Here is a 21,042-nt window from a genome sequence, read left to right as displayed (position 1 = left end):
ACATAGCGATCAAGGGTCACAGTATACCTCTACGCGAATTCTGGATTAAGGAAGGAAGAAAGTATAGGAAATAGAAGGCTTTTTGGATTTGATGGAATAGGAAATGAGAGTAGAAAAGATATGAACCAAAAAATTAACAGGGGATCTATGGCGAGTGTGTTCAATTTCTAGTCTATTTTTTAGGTAACCAAAAACAGTCTCAATGATAGACCTTTTTCTCAGTAAAATCTTCTCATTTAGCGAAATCAATGCATTTTTCATACCTTTTTTCACCTTGGTAACAAGTTTCAAACCTCGGTCAAACAGCTTCTGAAAAAGCTCTTTTGCAATATAACCTTTGTCACCAAACAAAAGGCCGGTTAATTTTTCCGTCAGATTTGGCACAGGTATCCTATCATCAACATTGCCTTTTGTTAGCGTAAGTGAATGAATTTCACCATTTTCATTGATTACCATATGTAATTTGAAACCAAAAAACCAGCCGTAAGTACTCTTGCTTAATTTTGCAATTCCAGCAAAAACTTTGTTTTGGATATTCTTTTTGCATGACAAACTGCAATGGGAGTTGTGTCTATATATGAAATTCCAGTGTTTTCTGACTGTCCACAAAGCCAATGCAACAACATTGCTAAATGCCACAAAACCCTAGGCTTTAGAGCAACAAACCTGGTATATGAAGGCAACTTTGGAAACTCTGATTTGTAGAGCAACGTTAGGTAATGTAGATAGAAAGTTTTGAAATTTTTACACGGAGATTGTTGATATAGCAGGATTATTGTCATGATTTCGGAGTGCTCAATTTCCGTTGTTCTTGTGGGTTTTTTACCATTTGGCAGTAGTTTACCTGCAAAATTTTTCTCTATATCTCTGCAAAAATCATCGACCAAACAAAACAGTTTTGTTATATCTTCCATGGTTAACCTCATCTGTTTTTTTATAACTGCTGAGTTTACCCTGTTTTCTTGCCTTTTCTATTCTCCTTTAATCCAGAATTCGCGTTAAAAAATAGACTAGAAATTGAACACACTCGCCATAGATCCCCTGTTAATTTTTTGGTTCATATCTTTTCTACTCTCATTTCCTATTCCATCAAATCCAAAAAGCCTTCTATTTCCTATACTTTCTTCCTTCCTTAATCCAGAATTCGCGTTTTTACTACTGCCATTCCAGATTCCACTGCTGAAATCACTCTTTCCCTTAGCTCATATTGATATGGTGATGCCATCTATTACCTCTCTTTTGGTTTTTTCTACTCTACCATATCTCTACACCTTTGTCTCTACCTTTATGCATTAAGCTATAAAAAAATGAAAGTATTTTACCAGCGTTTAGTTGACTCTGGCAAAGCCGCTAAAGTCGCTTTAGTTGCTGTAATGAGAAAAATCATCATTTGTTTAAATGCTATGATAAAAAACAATAATTTTTATCTTGATGTTTAAGACGGTAGATGCCAGTGTCACGCACTGGCATGACACCCATTTGTTCCTATAGTTGTCTTTTCTCGTCTACCTTATTTTGCCACTCTGCTGAACGGATACATATAAACCACTATTTTAGCATTAAGCACGATAAAGAAAATCATTTATAATCGCTATAGCAACTAGTGTAGACACTTGACGTTCCTTGTGATTTGATAAATAGAGGTTTTTATCTGATTTTACAACAAGGGCTTCTGGATGACTTTGAAAGTAAATATTACCGTGCTTATCTTCAATAGCCTCTATTACCCCATCGCTGGAAAATGCTGCAACTTTATATCCAAGTAACTCCAATTTTCTTCTATTTTCTGGTGTATTACTTACTGCCCCTGAATGAGCATCTGGAAAACATGTTGAAAACCAGCCATTTTCATTAGGTATTAAGAATTTAGCTACTAATTCCGCTAAACGGCTGTTTGGAACGATCTTTATCTGTTGGAGAGCTTTCTGTGCTGATTTTAAATGAGATCTTCGCTTCTCTTCATCACTCACTACTTCAATTCCCTTTGCATTCATGATACCTTGCAAACCGCCGCATATGCCAAGCAAATGAATTGAGGGATTATCATCCACTATTTTTGCAATTGCTTTAGTAACAAGCTGGCAGCAAGAAGTGGGTGAGAATGGTTCTGAGTGCAGATTATCTGGAATAAATATTCTATTTATTTTGTGCTCTTTAATAAACTTTACAACTTCAACTTTTATTCGGTCTAATGTCAGCTTCTTTGCCAATGTTTCATCTTGTTTTGCGAGATTAAGTGACTCTGCCTGAATTTTTTCAAGGCTAATTATCTTATTATAATCAATCAGTACAGTCTTAACTCCAAAGTTATTAAACATCTCGTAGATATTTTGAGATAGCCCAAGCTCATATGCTTCTTCCGTTTTCAACGAACCAACAACTATGTCAGTATTTACTGTATTTTCTGCCGTCAAGACAGTTGACGCTGGTTCTTCTTTTCTGGTTACATGTTGAGATGCCGGTTTTTCACTAACGCCAGCATAAGTAATATTGCTTAATAATAGAACTATAATTAATAAGATATTAAATATTTTACTATAATATCTATACATATAGTTTACCCTCTCAACACTTATATCAATATCATAACATATTATAGAACGTTTTACAACAAAAAGGTAAATTTGGTAAGAAAGAGAAGGTGGCCTGAGCAGGAATCGAACCAGCGACACAAGGATTTTCAGTCCTTTGCTCTACCAACTGAGCTATCAGGCCAACTGTATACTTTTATTTTTAGATAAAAAATGTTATTATGTCTATCAAAAGTTTTTAAAGTAGTTTATATAAAAATAAAGGATGAACATTAATGACAGAATAGGAATCTACCCTGGCACATTTGACCCTATAACTTTTGGGCATATTGACATAATCAAAAGAGCGTGTAAACTAGTCGATAAATTAATAATAGGAGTTGCAGAGAACGTTAATAAGCATATTGCCTTTGACACAAAGCTACGCACAAGCATGGCTGAAAATGAAATTAAAGGACTAGGAATTGATGCAGATGTTATATCTTTTAATGGGTTGCTAGTGAAGTTTGCCAAAGAGCAAAATGCTTCTGTTATTATTAGAGGATTAAGAGCAGTATCGGATTTTGATTACGAGTTTCAAATGAGTTGGGTAAATTATAAACTTCTTCCTGAAATCGAAACCATATTTCTTCCTGCTTCTGAAGATACTCAATTTATCTCATCAAGTTTTGTAAAGGAAATAGCAAGATTAGGAGAAGATGTTAGCAAATTTGTATCAAAAGGCGTTCAAAACGAATTGATTAACCTGAATAGGATAAAAAATGGAGAATAGCGTGTGTTGTTTTTTATTTATAAATGGGTATATTTAATATAGAAAATGTTATAAGCTAAAGGAGTAGCATGTCAAAAGTGAGGGTTAATAAAAGAAAAGTTTGTTGTCATGGTGATGAGAATGATGAGGGTTCTGGCCATCCATTAATATATTTAGATATGGGAGAAGAAGAGGAAATAGCCTGCCCTTATTGTGGAAAGACGTTTGTCCATGACTGTACTGTAGAAGCGGTTGGGGAGCTGACTAGGGATGAACTCTAATGGCACTTTATTTCTTCTGCAGACTTAGCCTATGTAAATAGCAATAAGAGGGGCAGTAAAAATGAAACTATCCATACGATCGAGCACTCCCCCATGGCCAGGTATCATACTTCCACTATCTTTAACACCGTAAGCTCTTTTAACAAGCGACTCAGTGAAATCGCCAAGTTGCGCTAGAATAGCAATTGCAAGGCCAATGATTGGAGAATAAAAAATTGAAAATAGACCAAAAAATATTGATCCAAAAATTGTGCACACTACTCCAGCTAAAATCGCACCAAAAAGTCCTGTCCAAGTTTTTCCAGGGCTAAGAATTGGGCAAATTTTAGCTCCACCAAAATTCTTACCAAATAGGTAGGCAGTAATGTCAATTCCCCAAATGGTTAAGACGAACCATACTAATGCGTATTTTCCCTGTGGTAGATTATATAAATATATTAATGAGGCGCTTGGTAGTGCAATCAATAATAATGCAAAAATGTATAAAATTTTGTTTCCTTGGGTTAGATTATACCATTCAAAAGAAGATAAAACTGCTATTGAAAAAATCAATAGGTAAAACGATAAATCACTGAAATATGTAGCAAAGGAAAATATGAATAATATTACTATTGAGGACAACATTCTAATTATAAAATTATTATCTACCATATTTTTTCTCTCTTTTTGTATAATCTTCTAATGCTTTACTCAAATCTTGACAAGAAAAATCAGGCCATAAAGTATCACAAAAATACAATTCAGCATAAGCTGCTTGCCATAATAAAAAGTTGCTTAACCTTTTTTCGCCGCCAGTGCGAATTAATAAATCCAATTTTGGCAGATCTTTAGTATACAGAAATTTTTCAAATTCCTCTTCTGATACATAAGCAATATTTTCTTTTATAATATTGCTTATAGCTTGTGTAATTTCTTGCTTTGCTCCGTAACTGACTGCCACAGTGAGTAATAAACCATCGTTCTTATGTGTCATTTCTTCTGCTTTTTTAATTTGATCCAATATTTTACTGGGTAACAGACTTAAATTGCCAATAAAATTCAACTTAATGTTACAGTTGCAAATGAAATTGACTTTATCTTCATTAGTTAAAACGGAGTAAAATAAATCAAATAGACAGTCAGTTTCGTTTTTGGGTCTAAGCCAATTCTCCATAGAGAATGCATACAAAGTTAAGTAGGGTATGGCTAGTTCCGTACAATACTTGGCAATATCGTATGCAACTTCACTGCCCTTTTTATAACCATCAATTTTTACTCTTCCTTGATTGTTTGCCCATCTACCATTACCATCCATAATAATTGCTAAATGTTTCGGTAAAGATTCTTGATTCAACATTTAAAGTTCACCCGATGTCATAAAAGTAACTGACACACAGCTATACGAACATTGTGCTACCAGGAGGGTGTCATTCCAGTGTCCCAACACTGGAATCCAGAAATTTGATTGCAAGTGAGCACACTGAGCTGATAAGCATAAAAATAGCTGTCTTATGCTAAAACAAACGTTTTTGACGAGATTGTATGAAAAGCTGGATCCCAGTGGGCTTTGTTGCATAGCAACCGAAAAAATCTGGTGGCTACTGACAAAATTCATTATAAATAACCATTTAACTGTTGAAGAAAAAATATGCCACAGAAAATGAAAGTCAGTAACCAAAACGAATATAACAAATTCCTTGAAAAAAGGGGAAATATTTTTCGTTACATCGATGAAGCTATCGAAAATTGGTATGAAAATAGTCCAAAAATGCAGGGCGGCAACTATATTTACAGTGATAAAGTCGTAATTTTGGTGCATATAATTGTCAATCTTTTTAGAATTGGTTTAAGACAAACGGTGGGGTTTATAAAAGGATATCTGCAACAAATAGGAAAAAATTTGGCAGTTATCAGCTATTCACAAGCATCAAGAAGGTTTAAAAAACTTAATATTAAGATAAATGATTGCAGGGTTGATAAAAGCAACATGGAAAATATTGAAATTATCATAGATAGCACAAGTATCAGCATTTACAGTAACACTCCTGGCCACAGTAAGGAAAACAGTGCAGATAGAAAGTACCGAAGCTACGAGCAAGTAAGAAAGTTACATGTTATGTTAAGTGTAAATAGTAAAAAAGCTATAGCTGCAAGATACAGTAATGGCTTCTACTCTGACCACTATGGAGCTTGCGATTTGCTTGAAGAAGTTAATTTTCAGCACAAAATAAAAGCATTATATGCAGATAGGGCATACGATAGGCACAAACTTTATAAATTGTGTAAGAAATACGATATAAAGACAAAAGTTCTACCAAAAAAGGATGCAGCAGAACATTCAAAAATAGATTATATGTCTGACAGAAATGCTGCTATTAGGTTAATAAAATTATATGGACAAGATGGTGTAAAAGAGTGGAAAAAGGAAGCAATTTATGGAAAGAGATCTTACATAGAAGGATTTTTCTCAAGGTTGAAGCAAGTATTTGGATTTAGCTTTAGGAATAAATCTGAAGTAAATCGTGAAAAAGAATTACTAATTAAGTGCTATTTGCTCAACAAATTCACTGATATTGGTATGGCTAAATTTGAAATCATTACATAAATTTGTCGTAAACCATCACTGCTTAAGGTGCTATGCAACAAAGCCATCCCAGTGTCACGCACTGGGATGACAGGGAAAAAAGGCACTGGGATGACAAAAAAGAGGGCACTGGAATGACATCATTTACTGTATAATACTGTGCAATATTGCAACGTTCATACAGCTGTGTGTCGACTACCTCCATGGCACCCTTGCATGTAATTTTTTCTTTTTCACTACTGAAGGCTTCTTTCATATTACCTTAGTGATGCAATATATCCTTTTCTTTGATGGACAATTCACCATCAATCTTTTTTATATTATCATTAGTAATTTTTTGTACTTCATCGTGAAGGTTATGGTAATCATCTTCCGAAATTTCTTTATTTTTTTCCATATTTTTTAATTCTTCTATTATATCCCTGCGTATATTCCGAATTGCAATTCGTGCATTTTCAGCAAATTGGTGTAATAGCTTCACTAATTTTTCACGGGTTTCTTGTGTTAAGTCCGGAAGAGCTATACGTATGGTATTGCCCTCAACAACAGGATTTAAATTCAAGTTGGCATTTAATATAGCATTTTTCACTTCACCTACAACATTAATATCCCAAACTTTAATTGATAGGGTTTTGTTATCTATAACCGAAACGCCTGCAACCTGATTTAACTTTTGATGTCCACCATAGATATTTACAACTATACCATCAAGCAACGATGCGCTAGCTCTACCAGTGCGTACGCCTTTAATATCATCATGAAAGGACTGAATAGTTTTTAGCATTCTTTCTTTTGTTTTAGCTTTTATTTCATTTAACATAAATTACCTAATGTTTACAATCTGAAACTATAGTATAAGTACCTTGACCCTTAATAATATTGACTATTTTTTCTCCCTTCAAAGAAAAAACTATAATTGGAATAGAATTCTCACGAGCAAGTGAAATTGCTGATGCATCCATAACTTTTAAATCACGAGTCAATAAATCCGTGTAAGAAAGCCTATCATACATTACAGCATCCTCATTTTTTTTCGGATCAGCGGAGTATACACCATTTACTTGCGTACCCTTTAGAATAACATCACAATTCATTTCAACAGCACGTAAAGCTGCAGCTGTATCTGTAGTAAAAAATGGATTGCCTGTGCCTGCTGCAAAAATTACCACTCTACCTTTTTCTAAATGACGAATAGCTTTCCTTCTGATGTAAGGTTCGCATACAGTGGCCATGGGTATTGCAGATAATACCCTAGAAGCTACTAAATTTTTTTCTAAAAAGTTTTGTAAAATTAAAGCATTGATTATAGTTGCAAGCATTCCAATATAATCACTGCTTGCTCTTTCACAACCACTTAAAGACGCAGATGTACCACGAAAGACATTACCACCACCAACAACAATACATACCTGAACTCCAAGATTACAAACTTCAACTATGCCTTTAGATAACTCACCTATAGTCTCCATATCGTGACCAAATTGCTTTGATCCCATCAAAGCCTCACCAGAGATTTTAAATAACACCCTGGAATATTTTATTTCGCTTTTTTCATTTGTTGAGGGAAACATTTTTTACCATTTAGTTTGCACCACCCAAAACAAGTAACTTGTAATTAGATAATTTAATAGCACTCACCTCGCTTGATTTTATAAAATCAGAAACCTTCATTTTATCATCCTTTATGAACTTTTGTTCTAGCAAAACAACTTCTTCATAGTACTTAGCCATTCGTCCATCTACTATTTTTTTTGCTACTTCTTCAGGTTTATTTAAGCTCCTTACTTGCTCTTCAATTATAGAACGTTCATTTTTCAACTTCATTTGATCTAAATCATCTATAGACAAAGCTTCAGGCTTCATAGCAACTACATGCATAGCTATTTGTTTCCCAATCTCTTGTAGCTTCGCCTCATCACCAGATGATTGCAATGCAATTAAAGCACCAATCTTACCTAAGCCACACACATCACCATGTACGTAGCCAGCAATAACTCCATCCTTAGCTTCTAAGTAACAAAGCTTGCTTAACTCTAGCTTCTCACCAAGAACTGATGTACCATTCATAATAGCTTCCTTCACTGTGCCAATGCTTTCATACTTGGCATTTTTTAACTCATCAACGCTAGTACAGCGTTCTTGATGAGCAATTGATGCTAAATTTGAAACTAACTCTATAAATTTCTCATTTCTTGCAACAAAATCTGTTTCGCAATTGAGTTCAACCAATGCACCATAATTTTCAGTCAAACACATAGCAACGAGCCCATCTGAAGCTACTCTATCAGATTTTTTGTCAGCTTTAGCAAGCCCTATTGTACGTAACTTATTAACGGCTTTCTTAATGTCACCATCACATTCTTCTAATGCTTTTTTACAGTCACTTAAGCCAAGCCCTGTTCTATCACGTAATTCTCTTATATCATCTGGATTCATCTTCATTTGTTACTACCTCCCTTTCTTCTTCTTTGTAAACTTTACTACGTCTCCTTTTAGTTTGCACAATACCATCTTCTTTTTCTTGAATAAACTCATCACCCCTTATATCATCAATCTTAACTCCAGATCTTGCTAGACTAGACTCTATTCCAGCTAATATAGAGTCGGTAGCTAATTTACAATAGAGCTCTATTGATTTTCTTGAGTCATCATTTCCAGGTATTAGATAAGTAATACCATCTGGATCAGAATTAGTATCAAGTATTGCAACTATTGGAATTCCTAACTTCTTAGCTTCCTTAACCGCTATATGCTCTTTATTAGTATCAATGATGAATAATATATCAGGAATTGCTCCCATTTCTCTAATACCGCCTAACACCTTATCAAGCTTTTGCTTTTTCTTTTCAATGTTCCCCAATTCTTTCTTTGTTAAAATGCTATCTTCATCATTTAATATTTTCTCATATTGCATCAAGGTTTTTATCGAAGAAGAAACAGTGCCCCAATTAGTAAGCATACCACCGAGCCATCGATGATTCACATAATATTGACCACAACGAATCGCTTCACTTGCAATAATATCAAAAGCTTGAAACTTTGTACCAACAAATAGAATGCGACCACCTTGAGATGCAACGTCATATAAAGCCTTCATGGCCACCTGTAGCAATGGTAATGTTTTTCGCAAGTCAATTATATGTATACGATTTTCTTGATGCACTCCATATATGTATGGAGCCATTTTTGCGTTCCAGCGACTAATTTTGTGACCAAAATGTACACCAGATTCGGCTAAATCACGTACAGTGACTTCAGGCAAATTTGTCATATATCATTCCTCCAAATAGTTTATCTTCCATGGCATAACCCTAATGGGACTACTTGTACAAGCCATGTGTGAAATTAAATTATTTACATAGTAATAGAAAAGACAGCAAAGTGCAAACAAAAAATATTGACAAAGGGCAACATGTTTATTAGCTTTAAAGTCGAAGCTCGAAAACGCTAAAAAGAAATTAGGGGGGTGTAGCTCAGTTGGTTAGAGCGCATGCCTGTCACGCATGAGGTCGTGAGTTCAAGTCTCATCACTCCCGCCATATTAGTTTTAGCATGACCTAAAATCCGCAACCGGTATTGAGAAACGCTTTCATCAAACTTGACATGGCATGGTATTGTAATTAATACTTAAATAGGTTTATTTTTATCATTAACAATTAGGATTAAATATGTTCATTTCTGAAGTTTTTGCAGCAGATGCAACTAACAATGCATCAAGTATCGGCGCATCTTTTACTAGTTTTATTCCATTGATTTTAATATCTGCAGTAATTTATTTTCTTATAATTCGCCCACAACAAAAAAAACTAAAAGAACATAGAAAAATTATAGATCAAATAAAGCGTGGTGATACAGTCGTTACTTCTGGCGGGATAATAGGTGAAGTTAACAAAGTTGATGGAGCAAATGCACAATTTATAATAGAAATAGCACCAAAAGTTGAGATAAAAGTCCTAAAGTCCGCTATATCTGAAGTTTTAAACAAAGAAGCTCAGAAAGTAGCAGCTAAACCAATTGAAAAAGGCAAAATCGAAAAGAGTGATAAAAAGAATAAAAATCAACCACCAGAGGAAAGTAAAAAGGGAAAAGATGATAAAGGCAAAAATGCTGCATAACTTTAAAAGAAAGTTCATTTGGTGATCCATTTGTGTGCGGAATATTTGGTGTAGTAAGTAGCGGTGATTCAGTAATACCAACTTTACTAACTGGGTTGCAAAAATTGGAATATAGGGGATATGATTCCTCAGGTATAGCAATCATAAATAACGAAGGTAAGATAGAAGTAAAAAAATCAGAAGGTAAAGTCGAAAGGTTATGTGAAGTTGTTGATGACAGCAAGATGTCTCACAGTACAGTTGGTATAGCACATACTCGCTGGGCTACACATGGAGTCCCAGGCCTTAAAAATGCTCATCCCATTCGTACAAATAATGTTGTTGTTGCTCATAATGGCATAATTGAGAATTACAATCTGCTAAAAAAGGGTCTAGAAGAAAGGGGAATGTCATTCCATACTGACACTGACACAGAGATCATACCAAATATGCTAACCTTATATCTTGATGAAGGATTGTCGCCAGTTGATTCTCTATTTAAGTGTTTAAACAACTTACATGGCTCATTTGCCTTGGTCTTATTATTTGCAGAATATCCAGACGCCTTATTTGTTGCGAAGAGAAATTTGCCTTTAGCAATAGGCTATAACTGTAACACAGTGTTTGCTGCATCTGACTCTAATGCTTTAAGTGCATTTGTGGAAAGAATATCGCATTTAGAAGATGATGACATTGCAGCGATAAAATCTAGTGGAGTTAGTATATACAACAATGGTACACAAGTTAAACGCAGTATAGAAAATAGTAGTCCAAGTGATTTTCTAATTAGCAAAAATGGTTACCCTAGCTTCATGTTAAAAGAGATTTTTGAGCAACCGCGTGCATTAAACAAAACAATAAATCAATTTTACAAGCAATATAAAGAGGTCAACAAAAAACTCTTCTCTGAACTGAATCACATTACTATAGTTGGATGCGGATCATCTTATTTTGCTGGGCTAATAGCGAAGTATTGGCTGGAAAGTATTGCTCAAGTTCGAGTATATCTAGAAATCTCATCAGAATTTAGGTATAGCAACGTCAAGCTGGAAGAAGGCAGTATTGGGTTATTCATCTCCCAATCTGGCGAAACTGCAGATACCATAGAAGCGCTGCGTTATGCGAAATCACAGAAGCAAACAATCATTAGTATAACTAACACATTTAGCAGCAGCATCGAAAAGATCTCAGATATTGTGTTACATACTCTTGCTGGGCCAGAAATTGGTGTTGCTTCAACAAAAACCTTTTCTGCGCAACTTGCAACTTTAGCATGCTTTGCCGTGGAGCTTGGAAAAATAAAAGGTGTACTGGGTGGAGAGAGAATAAAACAGCTAAGCAACGCTATTAACTCTATTCCCGAGTATGTTGAGCATGTTTTAAATGTGATGAAAATACAACATATATCAGGTAGTATATTAGAGCACAATAACGTTATTTTAATTGGCAGAGGAAGTTCATACGGAGTTGCAATGGAAGGTGCATTGAAGATAAAAGAGCTTTCATACATCAATACAATTGGTATTGCAGCGGGAGAAATGAAGCACGGTTCTATTGCTTTAATAGACTCTACTGTGCTTGTTATAGCAATTATCCCTTATGATAGTTTATTCTTTAAAACGCTATCTAATATACAAGAGATTATTGCAAGAAAAGGCAAAGTAATTGCCTTCAGTGATAAGCAAGGAGCGCCATTCCTAAGGGAAGTTTGCATAGATGTGGTGCAACTTCCAGACGCTGATAATTTTATCTCTCCAATCATCTACAGTGTTGCTATGCAATTCCTTGCTTACTTTACTGCAGCAAAAAAAGGGTTAGACGTGGATTGTCCGAGAAATTTAGCTAAGTCTGTCACGGTTGAGTAGTCCATTTAAAGTTAAACTTCTAATTAAGAACTTTAATTATTAACTATAAGTCACTGAATTTCACTAGTAAATTTACTGCCATCATCCATATTGTACAATTGTATATAAGATATAGTATAACAATAGTGTCCGTTCAGCTAATACCAATTCCCACTGCACAACAAACGGATAGACAAGAATGGAAAAAAACCATACCATTGCCTCTCTTTCTCACTCCATAATTAAAAAACTCTGCAATCCCTCTTATTTGATTCACTAATAATGAGAATTGGTATAACTTTGCTATTTTTCTCTCTATAACGCGAATTCTGGATTAAAACGCGAATTCTGGATTAAAGGAGAATAGAAAAGGCAAGAAAACAGGGTAAACTCAGCAGTTATAAAAAAACAGATGAGGTTAACCATGGAAGATATAACAAACTGTTTTGTTTGGTCGATGATTTTTGCAGAGATATAGAGAAAAATTTTGCAGGTAAACTACTGCCAAATGGTAAAAAACCCACAAGAACAACGGAAATTGAGCACTCCGAAATCATGACAATAATCCTGCTATATCAACAATCTCCGTGTAAAAATTTCAAAACTTTCTATCTACATTACCTAACGTTGCTCTACAAATCAGAGTTTCCAAAGTTGCCTTCATATACCAGGTTTGTTGCTCTAAAGCCTAGGGTTTTGTGGCATTTAGCAATGTTGTTGCATTGGCTTTGTGGACAGTCAGAAAACACTGGAATTTCATATATAGACACAACTCCCATTGCAGTTTGTCATGCAAAAAGAATATCCAAAAACAAAGTTTTTGCTGGAATTGCAAAATTAAGCAAGAGTACTTACGGCTGGTTTTTTGGTTTCAAATTACATATGGTAATCAATGAAAATGGTGAAATTCATTCACTTACGCTAACAAAAGGCAATGTTGATGATAGGATACCTGTGCCAAATCTGACGGAAAAATTAACCGGCCTTTTGTTTGGTGACAAAGGTTATATTGCAAAAGAGCTTTTTCAGAAGCTGTTTGACCGAGGTTTGAAACTTGTTACCAAGGTGAAAAAAGGTATGAAAAATGCATTGATTTCGCTAAATGAGAAGATTTTACTGAGAAAAAGGTCTATCATTGAGACTGTTTTTGGTTACCTAAAAAATAGACTAGAAATTGAACACACTCGCCATAGATCCCCTGTTAATTTTTTGGTTCATATCTTTTCTACTCTCATTTCCTATTCCATCAAATCCAAAAAGCCTTCTATTTCCTATACTTTCTTCCTTCCTTAATCCAGAATTCGCGTTTCTGGTAGAGGTTGCTCTCAAATCACAACGTGCATACAACTGCAGCGGCATGATGTTTTATTTATTATAGCTATAACACTAAAGTTTACAGTTGAAACAAACCACTTGGCCACGTGGAACTGACTTCAGTTTATCAGTTGAAACTTGATTTGAGCAGAATATGCATTTTATTGTGTTGCTTGGAGTAAGTGAGTTATCAACAGCAATTCTATCATCAAAAACAAAACACTCACCTTCCCAATTACCATTTTTATTATAAGTTTTTTCAAGGTAAGAAAGAATGCCGCCTTTCAGGTGGTACACATCGTTAAATCCAAGACTTTTCATATATGCTGTTGATTTTTCACATCTAATTCCACCAGTGCAGTACATAGCCACTTTCAGGTCTTTACTCTCAGAAAATGACTCTGCCCACTGAGGAAACTCACGGAAACATTGTGTATGTGGATTAATTGCATTTTTAAACTTGCCTAATTTCACTTCATACTCATTTCGTGTATCTATTACTAAAACGTCAGGTTGAGAAGTAAAATCATCCCAATGCTCTGGATCAACATATTTACCCTTAAGGGAAATATCAAGATTGCTTACACCAAGATTCACAATCTCTCTTTTTAATTTTACCTTCATCTTGCTAAATGGTTGATATTTTGCTGCACTCTCTTTCCATGTAAGATCTTTCAGCCTATAATCAGAATGTAGAAAATCAAATATTTCATCAATCGCGTTTCTTTTACCAGATATTGTTGCATTAACACCCTCTTCTGCAAGGAGTATAGTGCCCTTTAATTCAACGTTGTCGCATGCAGTTTTTATTTCGTCTTTCATGTCATAATAATTAGAAAGTTCTACAAAATGATAGAAAGTTGCAATGATGAAGCTCATGGTTACTAATCTATAAACTTAAAATATAATATATGAGATTATCAAGATATTCAATAGATCGGCTGTTAATTACTGGATATCTTCAGTTTTTACATATAACATTTTAATATTAAATATAGATTCAAATTAATGTTTTTAAGAGTATTTAAAAATATATTCTTATTTCTAGTAAGTATATTATTTGTCTGCCCAATATTATCATTAATATCAATTCTATTTACAGATACAGCGAATTCCGGATGGGTAATCAGCACACTTTTTCCTGAATATATACTGAGTACGTTAATTTTGATGATAGGAGTGGGGGGAATATCTTTTGTATTTGGAGTAATTCCAGCTTGGCTCACCACATTTTTTTCATTCCCTGGAAGTAAAATTTTTGAGATTGCTTTATTCTTTCCGATATCGATTCCTGGATATATAGTAGCGTTCGTCTATGTAAATACGCTAGAGTTTTCAGGTCCGGTGCAAAGCTCATTAAGAGACATTTTAGATTGGAGCAAAGGTGACTATTGGTTTCCTGAAATAAAATCTCTAGGTGGTGGAATATTAGTGATGGGATTTAGCCTATATCCATACGTTTATATGTTAGTCCGCTCAAGTCTAAAGAATGTTAGTAACTCAGTCACTATTGCATCAACACTTGGTTTTTCCTCATTAAGGAGCTTACTTTTTGTCATTATACCCTCCATACGCCCATCAATTATAGCTGGGTTATCCTTGGTACTAATGGAAGTAATTACGGATTTCGGCACACCACAGTTTCTTGCTATTGATACTTTCACGACAGGAATATATCGCACCTGGTTTTTACTGCATGACAAATATTCAACTACTGTTTTAGCAGTTGCAGAATTGATTTTCGTTGCAACACTAATAGCTATCGAAAAAAAACTACAAAAAAAAGGAATATCCTACTCTTCAATCAATACCAATTCAGATTATCACAATAAACGGAGTATAAGTGCCGCTATACCGTTGATCTTTGCTTATCTTATGTGTGTATTGCCGATATTAATAGGTTTTATTTTGCCAATGATTCCGCTCATATATTGGAGCATAGAGAAGGGGTTTTTCATATACGAAGCAAGATTTTATAACATAATAGCAAATAGCGTTAGTTTATCATTTATCACCGCATTAATCTCAATTAGCATTGCAATAATGATTGGATATACGGCGCGTAAAAATAAGGTAATCAACAATATAGCGCGTCTCATTTCCCTGGGCTATGGGATTCCAAATGCAATTATCGCAATTAGTATAATAATATTTTTAAGCAGAATATCCTCTTTCATTACTCAATATATTGTGGAAATTAGCTTAGTAGGAACTATTGGCGCATTAGTTTACTCATATTTATTTCGTTTTTTTGCTATATCTTTCAAGGCGGTAGAGTCAGGGCTCAAAAAAACACCAAATGAAATTGAGTGGACTGCATATACCATCGGTCATGGGCCTATTTCCACATGTTTGAATGTTCATATCCCTCTCATCAAGAAGAGTATATTATCGGGATTTTTGCTCGTATTTATGGATACTATCAAAGAGCTCACAGCAACACTCATTATAAGACCATTTAATTTTGAAACTATATCAACTAGAATATATGAACTTGTAAGCGATGAGCGCTATAGAGAAGCTGCCCCATTTTCGTTAATAATAGTTATAATAGGCTTAATCTCTACAATAACCTTATTTACACTTGATGATAAGGATAAAAAATAAACTATTTTGATAGTTAATGGGGTCTAGTGTTGACGTATGGACTATCCAAAGAAAAGGGTGGTATCATAACCTCAAAAATTTTTATGCTTTCTTCATTCAGAAATTCATACTTACCCTGCATTATTCCTGACGGTGCATTTAAGTATGCTCCACTTGTGTATTTGAATACCTCTCCAGATTTTATCACAGGTTGTTCTCCGATAACACCAACTCCGGCAATTTCATTTACTTTTCCCTTATAATCTATTATTTGCCAATGACGACTTAACAATTGAATAGTTGATTGGCTTTTGTTTTTTATCTTAACGTTATACATCCATACATAGCAATTTTCATAAGGAATGGATTGCTCTTCAATGTAAATTGGTAAAACTGTAACTTCAACAAAGTTGGTAGTTAGTGTGTATTCTAGAATCATTATAGAATATTCATGATAAAAAGATGGTATTTTAATTATATACTTTTTTCATAGATTTTTCAAGTATACTTTAATTAGGAAATATCAATTTATAGTATGAATGAACCAGATGCGCTGAGCAAAAAAGTAATAGGAATAATAGGTGGTGGACAATTGGGTAAAATGGCCGCTATCGCTGCAACAAAACTTGGACAAAAAACACATGTCTTTGCCAGTGCTAAAGACGATCCGGCTTGCTCTGTTACTGATGATTTCACAATAGCAGATTTCTCTGATAAGAAAGCGCTTGAATCTTTTGCACAGAGTGTGGATTTGGTCACTATTGAGTCTGAAAATATTCCATGTAGTGCAATTGATATCGATGTAAATTTTTATCCGGGTAAAAAAGCGTTACACATTGCGCAAAATAGGCTTAGAGAGAAAGATTTCATTAGAAGCTTGAGTATAAAAACTGCTGAATACAAAAGTATACAAAATTATAATGAGCTACTGAAAAGCAGTAGAGCTTTTGGCTATCCAACAAGGCTGAAAACAACAGAAATGGGTTATGATGGAAAAGGGCAATATGTGCTTGAGAATGATTCTGAAGTGAAGCAATTTGCTTCCTTTGATTGGAATACAGAGTACATTCTTGAAGCAAGTGTTGATTTACTGAAAGAGGTTTCAATAGTCGTTGCAAGAGATAAAAACGGTAAAGTAGCTTTTTTTCCTATAGCAGAAAATTACCACGTTGATGGAATACTTGATACTTCAACAGTGCCAGCTAAAATAGATAGTAAATTAACTCAAGAGGTACAACGAGCTGCAAAGAAAATAGCAAATGCGCTTGATGTAATAGGAATTCTGGCTATTGAATTTTTTATTACTAAGGATAACGAATTGTTAGTTAATGAACTAGCTCCAAGACCTCACAATTCTTGCCACTGGAGCTTGGATGCATGTAACGTTAGTCAATTTGAACAGCTGGTTAGGATAATATGCGGGCTACCTATGCAGGAAGTAGTATTACGCTTTCCTTGTATGACAAAAAATATAATAGGTAATGATATATATGATTCTCATAAGTATTTGAGCAACGAAAAAGCTAGTTTAACCATATATGGGAAAAAAGAGGTTAGAGATAAGCGTAAAATGGGACATGTCAATATAGATTTAAGTTAACAGTTTTTCTACGTCATACCGCCACAACTGTACGAACATTGTGATATGATGAGATGTTACATAGTAAACGATGTCATTCTAGCGCGTGACACACAACTTGTACGAACATTGTTATTTAAGCACACCAGGAAGGATGTCTCCCAGTACCTCTTTTCCCGTCATCCCGCTAACACGTAGCGGGATCTCATTTCACTTTATGATGGCAGTGTCTCCTTCTCCCGTCATCCCAGTGCCCAGACACTGGAATCTACCGTCTTAAGAGTCAAGATAAAAATTGTTATTTTTTATCATGGCATTTAAACAAACGATAATTTTTCTCATGACAGCAACTAATGCAACCTTAGCAGGTTTGCCAGAATTAACCAAACGCTGCTTTCATTTTTCTGTTGTGGCGCATAGCAACAAGAGCTGACATGTATAGTGCTTTCCTTGCATCTCCTTTGATTTGAGCTTTGCCAACTTTTCTTCCACTTTCGCTAGTTTTAGGTGCAACTCCAACCAAGCATGCAATTTCTCTATTCTCTAATCTACCAAACCTCTGTCAGTAGAACGCTCGCCGTCTTTGACCCAATACCTTTATAACGCGAATTCTGGATTAAAGGAGAATAGAAAAGGCAAGAAAACAGGGTAAACTCAGCAGTTATAAAAAAACAGATGAGGTTAACCATGGAAGATATAACAAACTGTTTTGTTTGGTCGATGATTTTTGCAGAGATATAGAGAAAAATTTTGCAGGTAAACTACTGCCAAATGGTAAAAAACCCACAAGAACAACGGAAATTGAGCACTCCGAAATCATGACAATAATCCTGCTATATCAACAATCTCCGTGTAAAAATTTCAAAACTTTCTATCTACATTACCTAACGTTGCTCTACAAATCAGAGTTTCCAAAGTTGCCTTCATATACCAGGTTTGTTGCTCTAAAGCCTAGGGTTTTGTGGCATTTAGCAATGTTGTTGCATTGGCTTTGTGGACAGTCAGAAAACACTGGAATTTCATATATAGACACAACTCCCATTGCAGTTTGTCATGCAAAAAGAATATCCAAAACAAAGTTTTTGCTGGAATTGCAAAATTAAGCAAGAGTACTTACGGCTGGTTTTTTGGTTTCAAATTACATATGGTAATCAATGAAAATGGTGAAATTCATTCACTTACGCTAACAAAAGGCAATGTTGATGATAGGATACCTGTGCCAAATCTGACGGAAAAATTAACCGGCCTTTTGTTTGGTGACAAAGGTTATATTGCAAAAGAGCTTTTTCAGAAGCTGTTTGACCGAGGTTTGAAACTTGTTACCAAGGTGAAAAAAGGTATGAAAAATGCATTGATTTCGCTAAATGAGAAGATTTTACTGAGAAAAAGGTCTATCATTGAGACTGTTTTTGGTTACCTAAAAAATAGACTAGAAATTGAACACACTCGCCATAGATCCCCTGTTAATTTTTTGGTTCATATCTTTTCTACTCTCATTTCCTATTCCATCAAATCCAAAAAGCCTTCTATTTCCTATACTTTCTTCCTTCCTTAATCCAGAATTCGCGTAAATAGTTGCCCTACCTACTTTGAAGATTTCTTTTACTTTTACTACTGCCATTCCAGATTCCACTGCTGAAATCACTCTTTCCCTTAGCTCATATTGATATGGTGATGCCATCTATTACCTCTCTTTTGGTTTTTTCTACTCTACCATATCTCTACACCTTTGTCTCTACCTTTATGCATTAAGCTATAACCTCCTATTTCTTGCTAAAATACTGGAGTTTACCCTCTTTTTCCCTCCTCTCTTACTATTTTTCTAATCCATAGTTAGCGTGCATGGTAGACGATGTTCGTATAGTTGTAGCAGTGTAGTTTGGATAAGACACAAAGCCTAATGGAAAAAACTGCGAACGCCAGTGAAAAACATAGCAATTTTATTTTCATTTGCAGCTTTTATCACATCTTGATCTTTTAGCGAGCCACCTGGCTGAATTATAGCTGTAATCCCATGTTTTGTACTTTCTACTATGCTATCTGGGAATGGGAAAAATGCATCTGAAGCAAGCACCGCACCTTTACATTTTTCACCTGCTTTTTTCACTGCGATGTTAACACTATCTATTCTGCTTGTTTGTCCTGCACCGATGCCAATAGCACAACCGTCTTTTGCTATAACTATTGCGTTGGATTTTACATGTTTACATATTTTCCAGGCAAAAATAAGATCTTTTTTTTCTTTGTCTGTTGCAGTGTACTCTGTTACTTGGCTCATTTCTTCTGCTTTTATTGTGTGGTTATTATTTTCTTGCACCAAAAACCCACCAACAACATTTTTAATTTGGTATTTCACATTTTGTTGGAAAGATTTATGAATAATCACTCTTAAATTTTTCTTTCTTTGTAAAATTTTTAGTGCCTCATTGCTGACTGACGGTGTTATCACTACTTCCAAAAATATCTCGTTTAATTTTTCTGCTAGCTTTAAATCTATCTCCCGATTTAAGGCGACTATTCCGCCAAAACTGCTTACTTCATCACACGATAGAGCTTTTTCATATGCCTCCAAAGCATTATCACCAACAGCAACGCCACATGGGTTATTGTGCTTGATTATCACTGCTGCAGGCTCTTTAAACTCAGAAATTATGTTAAGTGCGGATTCTATATCTACTATGTTATTATAACTCAGCTCTTTTCCATGTATTTTTTCCAACGGATATTTTGTAAATTGATTACTATAAAATGCAGCTTTTTGATGGGGATTTTCACCATACCTTAATACTTGTGCTTTATGCCCGTATAGAGCACAAAACTCTGGTAACTCATTATTTTTACTCTGGGATAAAAACCAACTGTGAATATTAGAATCGTAGTGTGCAGTGAGAGCAAATGCTTTGGTTGCTAAATGTTTTCTATATTCCAATGTTGTTTTATTGTTATTTTCTATCATCTCAGCTTTCAGTGCTTCATAGTCTTGAATGCTGGAAATGACTGAAGTAAAATGAAAATTTTTTGCTGCAGCTCTGATTAACGCCACTCCACCAATATCAATTTGTTCTATGATTTGCTCTTCATTTGAGCCGCTACTTACTGTCTCCCAAAATGGGTATAGGTTAGTTATAAGCAGGTCTATTGGCTCAACACCTAGATTTTGCATTTCCATTTTGTGCTTTTCTCGATCACAAAGTATTCCTCCATGAATTTTAGGGTGTAAAGTTTTCACTCTACCACCCAGTATCTCTGGAAATTGTGTGTAATCTGAGACCTCTTGTGTTTTTATTCCTGCACTAGATAGCACTTTATAAGTATTTCCCGTTGAAAGAATTTCTATTTGTTGCTGCGTTAAAAACGATGCAAGATCAATTATATTCGTTTTATCGTATACTGATATTAAAGCTCTTTGTATTTTCATTTTTGTACAGAAAGTTTTATAGGATTATATCTAAGAAAAGGAAATTTAGCTATTACATTTCTACACTAAGCTCTTCTTTGA

General features: G+C 34.8%; 21 protein-coding genes, 2 tRNA genes and 3 pseudogenes. 11 read left to right on the top strand and 15 right to left on the bottom strand.

All coding sequences use genetic code 11. From position 1 onward, the window contains the following. Positions 1 to 45: 45 nt before the first annotated feature. Positions 46 to 914, bottom strand: a pseudogene (locus AAGD95_RS05540) (IS982 family transposase). An 81-nt stretch (positions 915 to 995) separates the two neighbouring features. On the opposite strand from AAGD95_RS05540, the pseudogene AAGD95_RS05535 reads away from it, so the two are divergent. Beyond that, positions 996 to 1,136, top strand: a pseudogene (locus AAGD95_RS05535) (IS982 family transposase); the annotation flags it as partial. Positions 1,137 to 1,559: 423 nt separating this feature from the next. On the opposite strand, the gene AAGD95_RS05530 reads toward AAGD95_RS05535, so the two are convergent. Further along, a complete protein-coding gene (locus tag AAGD95_RS05530) occupies positions 1,560 to 2,552 on the bottom strand; it encodes a glutamine amidotransferase-related protein (protein ID WP_341818849.1) in 993 nt (330 codons plus the stop codon). Between the two features lie 90 nt (positions 2,553 to 2,642). Beyond that, a tRNA-Phe gene (locus tag AAGD95_RS05525) sits at positions 2,643 to 2,715 on the bottom strand. A gap of 81 nt (positions 2,716 to 2,796) precedes the next feature. On the opposite strand from AAGD95_RS05525, the gene coaD reads away from it, so the two are divergent. Both coaD and AAGD95_RS05515 read left to right on the top strand, forming a co-directional pair. After that, positions 2,797 to 3,303, top strand: coding sequence for a pantetheine-phosphate adenylyltransferase (gene coaD, locus AAGD95_RS05520; RefSeq protein WP_265025626.1), 507 nt, complete (start codon positions 2,797 to 2,799; stop codon positions 3,301 to 3,303). A gap of 68 nt (positions 3,304 to 3,371) precedes the next feature. Then, on the top strand, positions 3,372 to 3,563 hold the full coding sequence (locus AAGD95_RS05515) for a zinc-finger domain-containing protein (RefSeq protein WP_341818412.1): 192 nt from the start codon (positions 3,372 to 3,374) through the stop codon (positions 3,561 to 3,563). A gap of 24 nt (positions 3,564 to 3,587) precedes the next feature. On the opposite strand, the gene AAGD95_RS05510 is transcribed toward AAGD95_RS05515, so the two are convergent. Together AAGD95_RS05510 and uppS are read right to left on the bottom strand one after the other, a co-directional pair. Further along, positions 3,588 to 4,214 (bottom strand): phosphatidate cytidylyltransferase, encoded by a 627-nt coding sequence (locus AAGD95_RS05510; protein WP_341818411.1) that lies wholly within the window; start codon positions 4,212 to 4,214, stop codon positions 3,588 to 3,590. Beyond that, positions 4,204 to 4,899 carry a polyprenyl diphosphate synthase gene (gene uppS / locus AAGD95_RS05505; RefSeq protein ID WP_341818410.1) on the bottom strand — a complete coding sequence of 232 codons (696 nt, stop codon included), beginning with the start codon at positions 4,897 to 4,899 and terminating at the stop codon, positions 4,204 to 4,206. Before uppS ends, AAGD95_RS05510 begins: the two co-directional genes overlap by 11 nt. A 291-nt stretch (positions 4,900 to 5,190) precedes the next feature. On the opposite strand from uppS, the gene AAGD95_RS05500 reads away from it, so the two are divergent. After that, positions 5,191 to 6,147, top strand: coding sequence for an IS5 family transposase (locus tag AAGD95_RS05500; protein WP_341818409.1), 957 nt, complete (start codon positions 5,191 to 5,193; stop codon positions 6,145 to 6,147). 241 nt (positions 6,148 to 6,388) lie between these two features. On the opposite strand, the gene frr is transcribed toward AAGD95_RS05500, so the two are convergent. From frr to rpsB, 4 genes are read right to left on the bottom strand one after another with little or no spacing between them, the layout of a single operon-like run. Continuing rightward, positions 6,389 to 6,946, bottom strand: a complete 558-nt coding sequence (gene frr, locus AAGD95_RS05495) for a ribosome recycling factor (RefSeq protein WP_265025631.1) — start codon at positions 6,944 to 6,946, stop codon at positions 6,389 to 6,391. A 7-nt stretch (positions 6,947 to 6,953) separates the two neighbouring features. Beyond that, entirely contained in the window at positions 6,954 to 7,697 is a 744-nt protein-coding gene (gene pyrH / locus AAGD95_RS05490; RefSeq protein ID WP_341818408.1) for a UMP kinase, read from the bottom strand. A gap of 10 nt (positions 7,698 to 7,707) precedes the next feature. Further along, entirely contained in the window at positions 7,708 to 8,568 is an 861-nt protein-coding gene (gene tsf / locus AAGD95_RS05485; RefSeq protein WP_341818407.1) for a translation elongation factor Ts, read from the bottom strand. Beyond that, complete coding sequence (rpsB, locus tag AAGD95_RS05480; RefSeq protein ID WP_265035489.1) at positions 8,549 to 9,397, bottom strand: 30S ribosomal protein S2; 849 nt, start codon at positions 9,395 to 9,397, stop codon at positions 8,549 to 8,551. The genes tsf and rpsB overlap by 20 nt, the downstream gene beginning before the upstream one ends. A gap of 191 nt (positions 9,398 to 9,588) precedes the next feature. Between rpsB and AAGD95_RS05475 the strand changes: the two genes are divergently transcribed. The 4 genes from AAGD95_RS05475 to AAGD95_RS05460 all read left to right on the top strand — a co-directional run bounded on the left by AAGD95_RS05475 (position 9,589) and on the right by AAGD95_RS05460 (position 13,357). Then, a tRNA-Asp gene (locus tag AAGD95_RS05475) sits at positions 9,589 to 9,665 on the top strand. Between the two features lie 129 nt (positions 9,666 to 9,794). Beyond that, positions 9,795 to 10,241, top strand: coding sequence for a preprotein translocase subunit YajC (gene yajC, locus AAGD95_RS05470; protein ID WP_265025635.1), 447 nt, complete (start codon positions 9,795 to 9,797; stop codon positions 10,239 to 10,241). Positions 10,242 to 10,273: 32 nt separating this feature from the next. Further along, positions 10,274 to 12,085, top strand: a complete 1,812-nt coding sequence (gene glmS / locus AAGD95_RS05465) for a glutamine--fructose-6-phosphate transaminase (isomerizing) (protein WP_341818406.1) — start codon at positions 10,274 to 10,276, stop codon at positions 12,083 to 12,085. A 420-nt stretch (positions 12,086 to 12,505) separates the two neighbouring features. Beyond that, positions 12,506 to 13,357 carry an IS982 family transposase gene (locus AAGD95_RS05460; RefSeq protein ID WP_410542088.1) on the top strand — a complete coding sequence of 284 codons (852 nt, stop codon included), beginning with the start codon at positions 12,506 to 12,508 and terminating at the stop codon, positions 13,355 to 13,357. Positions 13,358 to 13,450: 93 nt separating this feature from the next. Here the strand turns inward: AAGD95_RS05460 and AAGD95_RS05455 are convergent, their stop codons facing one another. Continuing rightward, a complete protein-coding gene (locus AAGD95_RS05455) occupies positions 13,451 to 14,257 on the bottom strand; it encodes a rhodanese-related sulfurtransferase (protein WP_341818405.1) in 807 nt (268 codons plus the stop codon). Between the two features lie 129 nt (positions 14,258 to 14,386). Between AAGD95_RS05455 and AAGD95_RS05450 the strand changes: the two genes are divergently transcribed. Next, on the top strand, positions 14,387 to 15,985 hold the full coding sequence (locus AAGD95_RS05450; protein WP_341818404.1) for an iron ABC transporter permease: 1,599 nt from the start codon (positions 14,387 to 14,389) through the stop codon (positions 15,983 to 15,985). 13 nt (positions 15,986 to 15,998) lie between these two features. Here the strand turns inward: AAGD95_RS05450 and apaG are convergent, their stop codons facing one another. Further along, positions 15,999 to 16,400, bottom strand: a complete 402-nt coding sequence (gene apaG, locus AAGD95_RS05445; protein ID WP_265026666.1) for a Co2+/Mg2+ efflux protein ApaG — start codon at positions 16,398 to 16,400, stop codon at positions 15,999 to 16,001. A gap of 99 nt (positions 16,401 to 16,499) precedes the next feature. On the opposite strand from apaG, the gene AAGD95_RS05440 reads away from it, so the two are divergent. Beyond that, complete coding sequence (locus tag AAGD95_RS05440) at positions 16,500 to 17,564, top strand: 5-(carboxyamino)imidazole ribonucleotide synthase (protein WP_341818403.1); 1,065 nt, start codon at positions 16,500 to 16,502, stop codon at positions 17,562 to 17,564. Between the two features lie 358 nt (positions 17,565 to 17,922). On the opposite strand, the gene AAGD95_RS06485 is transcribed toward AAGD95_RS05440, so the two are convergent. After that, positions 17,923 to 18,066, bottom strand: a complete 144-nt coding sequence (locus tag AAGD95_RS06485; RefSeq protein WP_265025857.1) for an IS110 family transposase — start codon at positions 18,064 to 18,066, stop codon at positions 17,923 to 17,925. Positions 18,067 to 18,091: 25 nt separating this feature from the next. Then, positions 18,092 to 18,232 (bottom strand): hypothetical protein, encoded by a 141-nt coding sequence (locus AAGD95_RS05435; protein ID WP_341818402.1) that lies wholly within the window; start codon positions 18,230 to 18,232, stop codon positions 18,092 to 18,094. Positions 18,233 to 18,247: 15 nt separating this feature from the next. Here AAGD95_RS05435 and AAGD95_RS05430 point away from each other — a divergent pair. Next, positions 18,248 to 19,092 (top strand): annotated as a pseudogene (locus tag AAGD95_RS05430) (IS982 family transposase); the annotation flags it as partial. On the opposite strand, the gene AAGD95_RS05425 reads toward AAGD95_RS05430, so the two are convergent. Then, positions 18,973 to 19,224 (bottom strand): IS630 transposase-related protein, encoded by a 252-nt coding sequence (locus tag AAGD95_RS05425; RefSeq protein ID WP_341818401.1) that lies wholly within the window; start codon positions 19,222 to 19,224, stop codon positions 18,973 to 18,975. The pseudogene AAGD95_RS05430 and the gene AAGD95_RS05425 sit on opposite strands and share 120 nt — an antisense overlap. 216 nt (positions 19,225 to 19,440) lie before the next feature. Beyond that, on the bottom strand, positions 19,441 to 20,961 hold the full coding sequence (purH, locus tag AAGD95_RS05420) for a bifunctional phosphoribosylaminoimidazolecarboxamide formyltransferase/IMP cyclohydrolase (protein WP_341818400.1): 1,521 nt from the start codon (positions 20,959 to 20,961) through the stop codon (positions 19,441 to 19,443). Positions 20,962 to 21,042 lie beyond the last annotated feature (81 nt).

This window comes from Wolbachia endosymbiont (group B) of Ennomos erosarius (assembly GCF_964026905.1).
Classification (GTDB): domain Bacteria; phylum Pseudomonadota; class Alphaproteobacteria; order Rickettsiales; family Anaplasmataceae; genus Wolbachia.
This window is presented reverse-complemented; position numbering and strand designations above follow the sequence as displayed.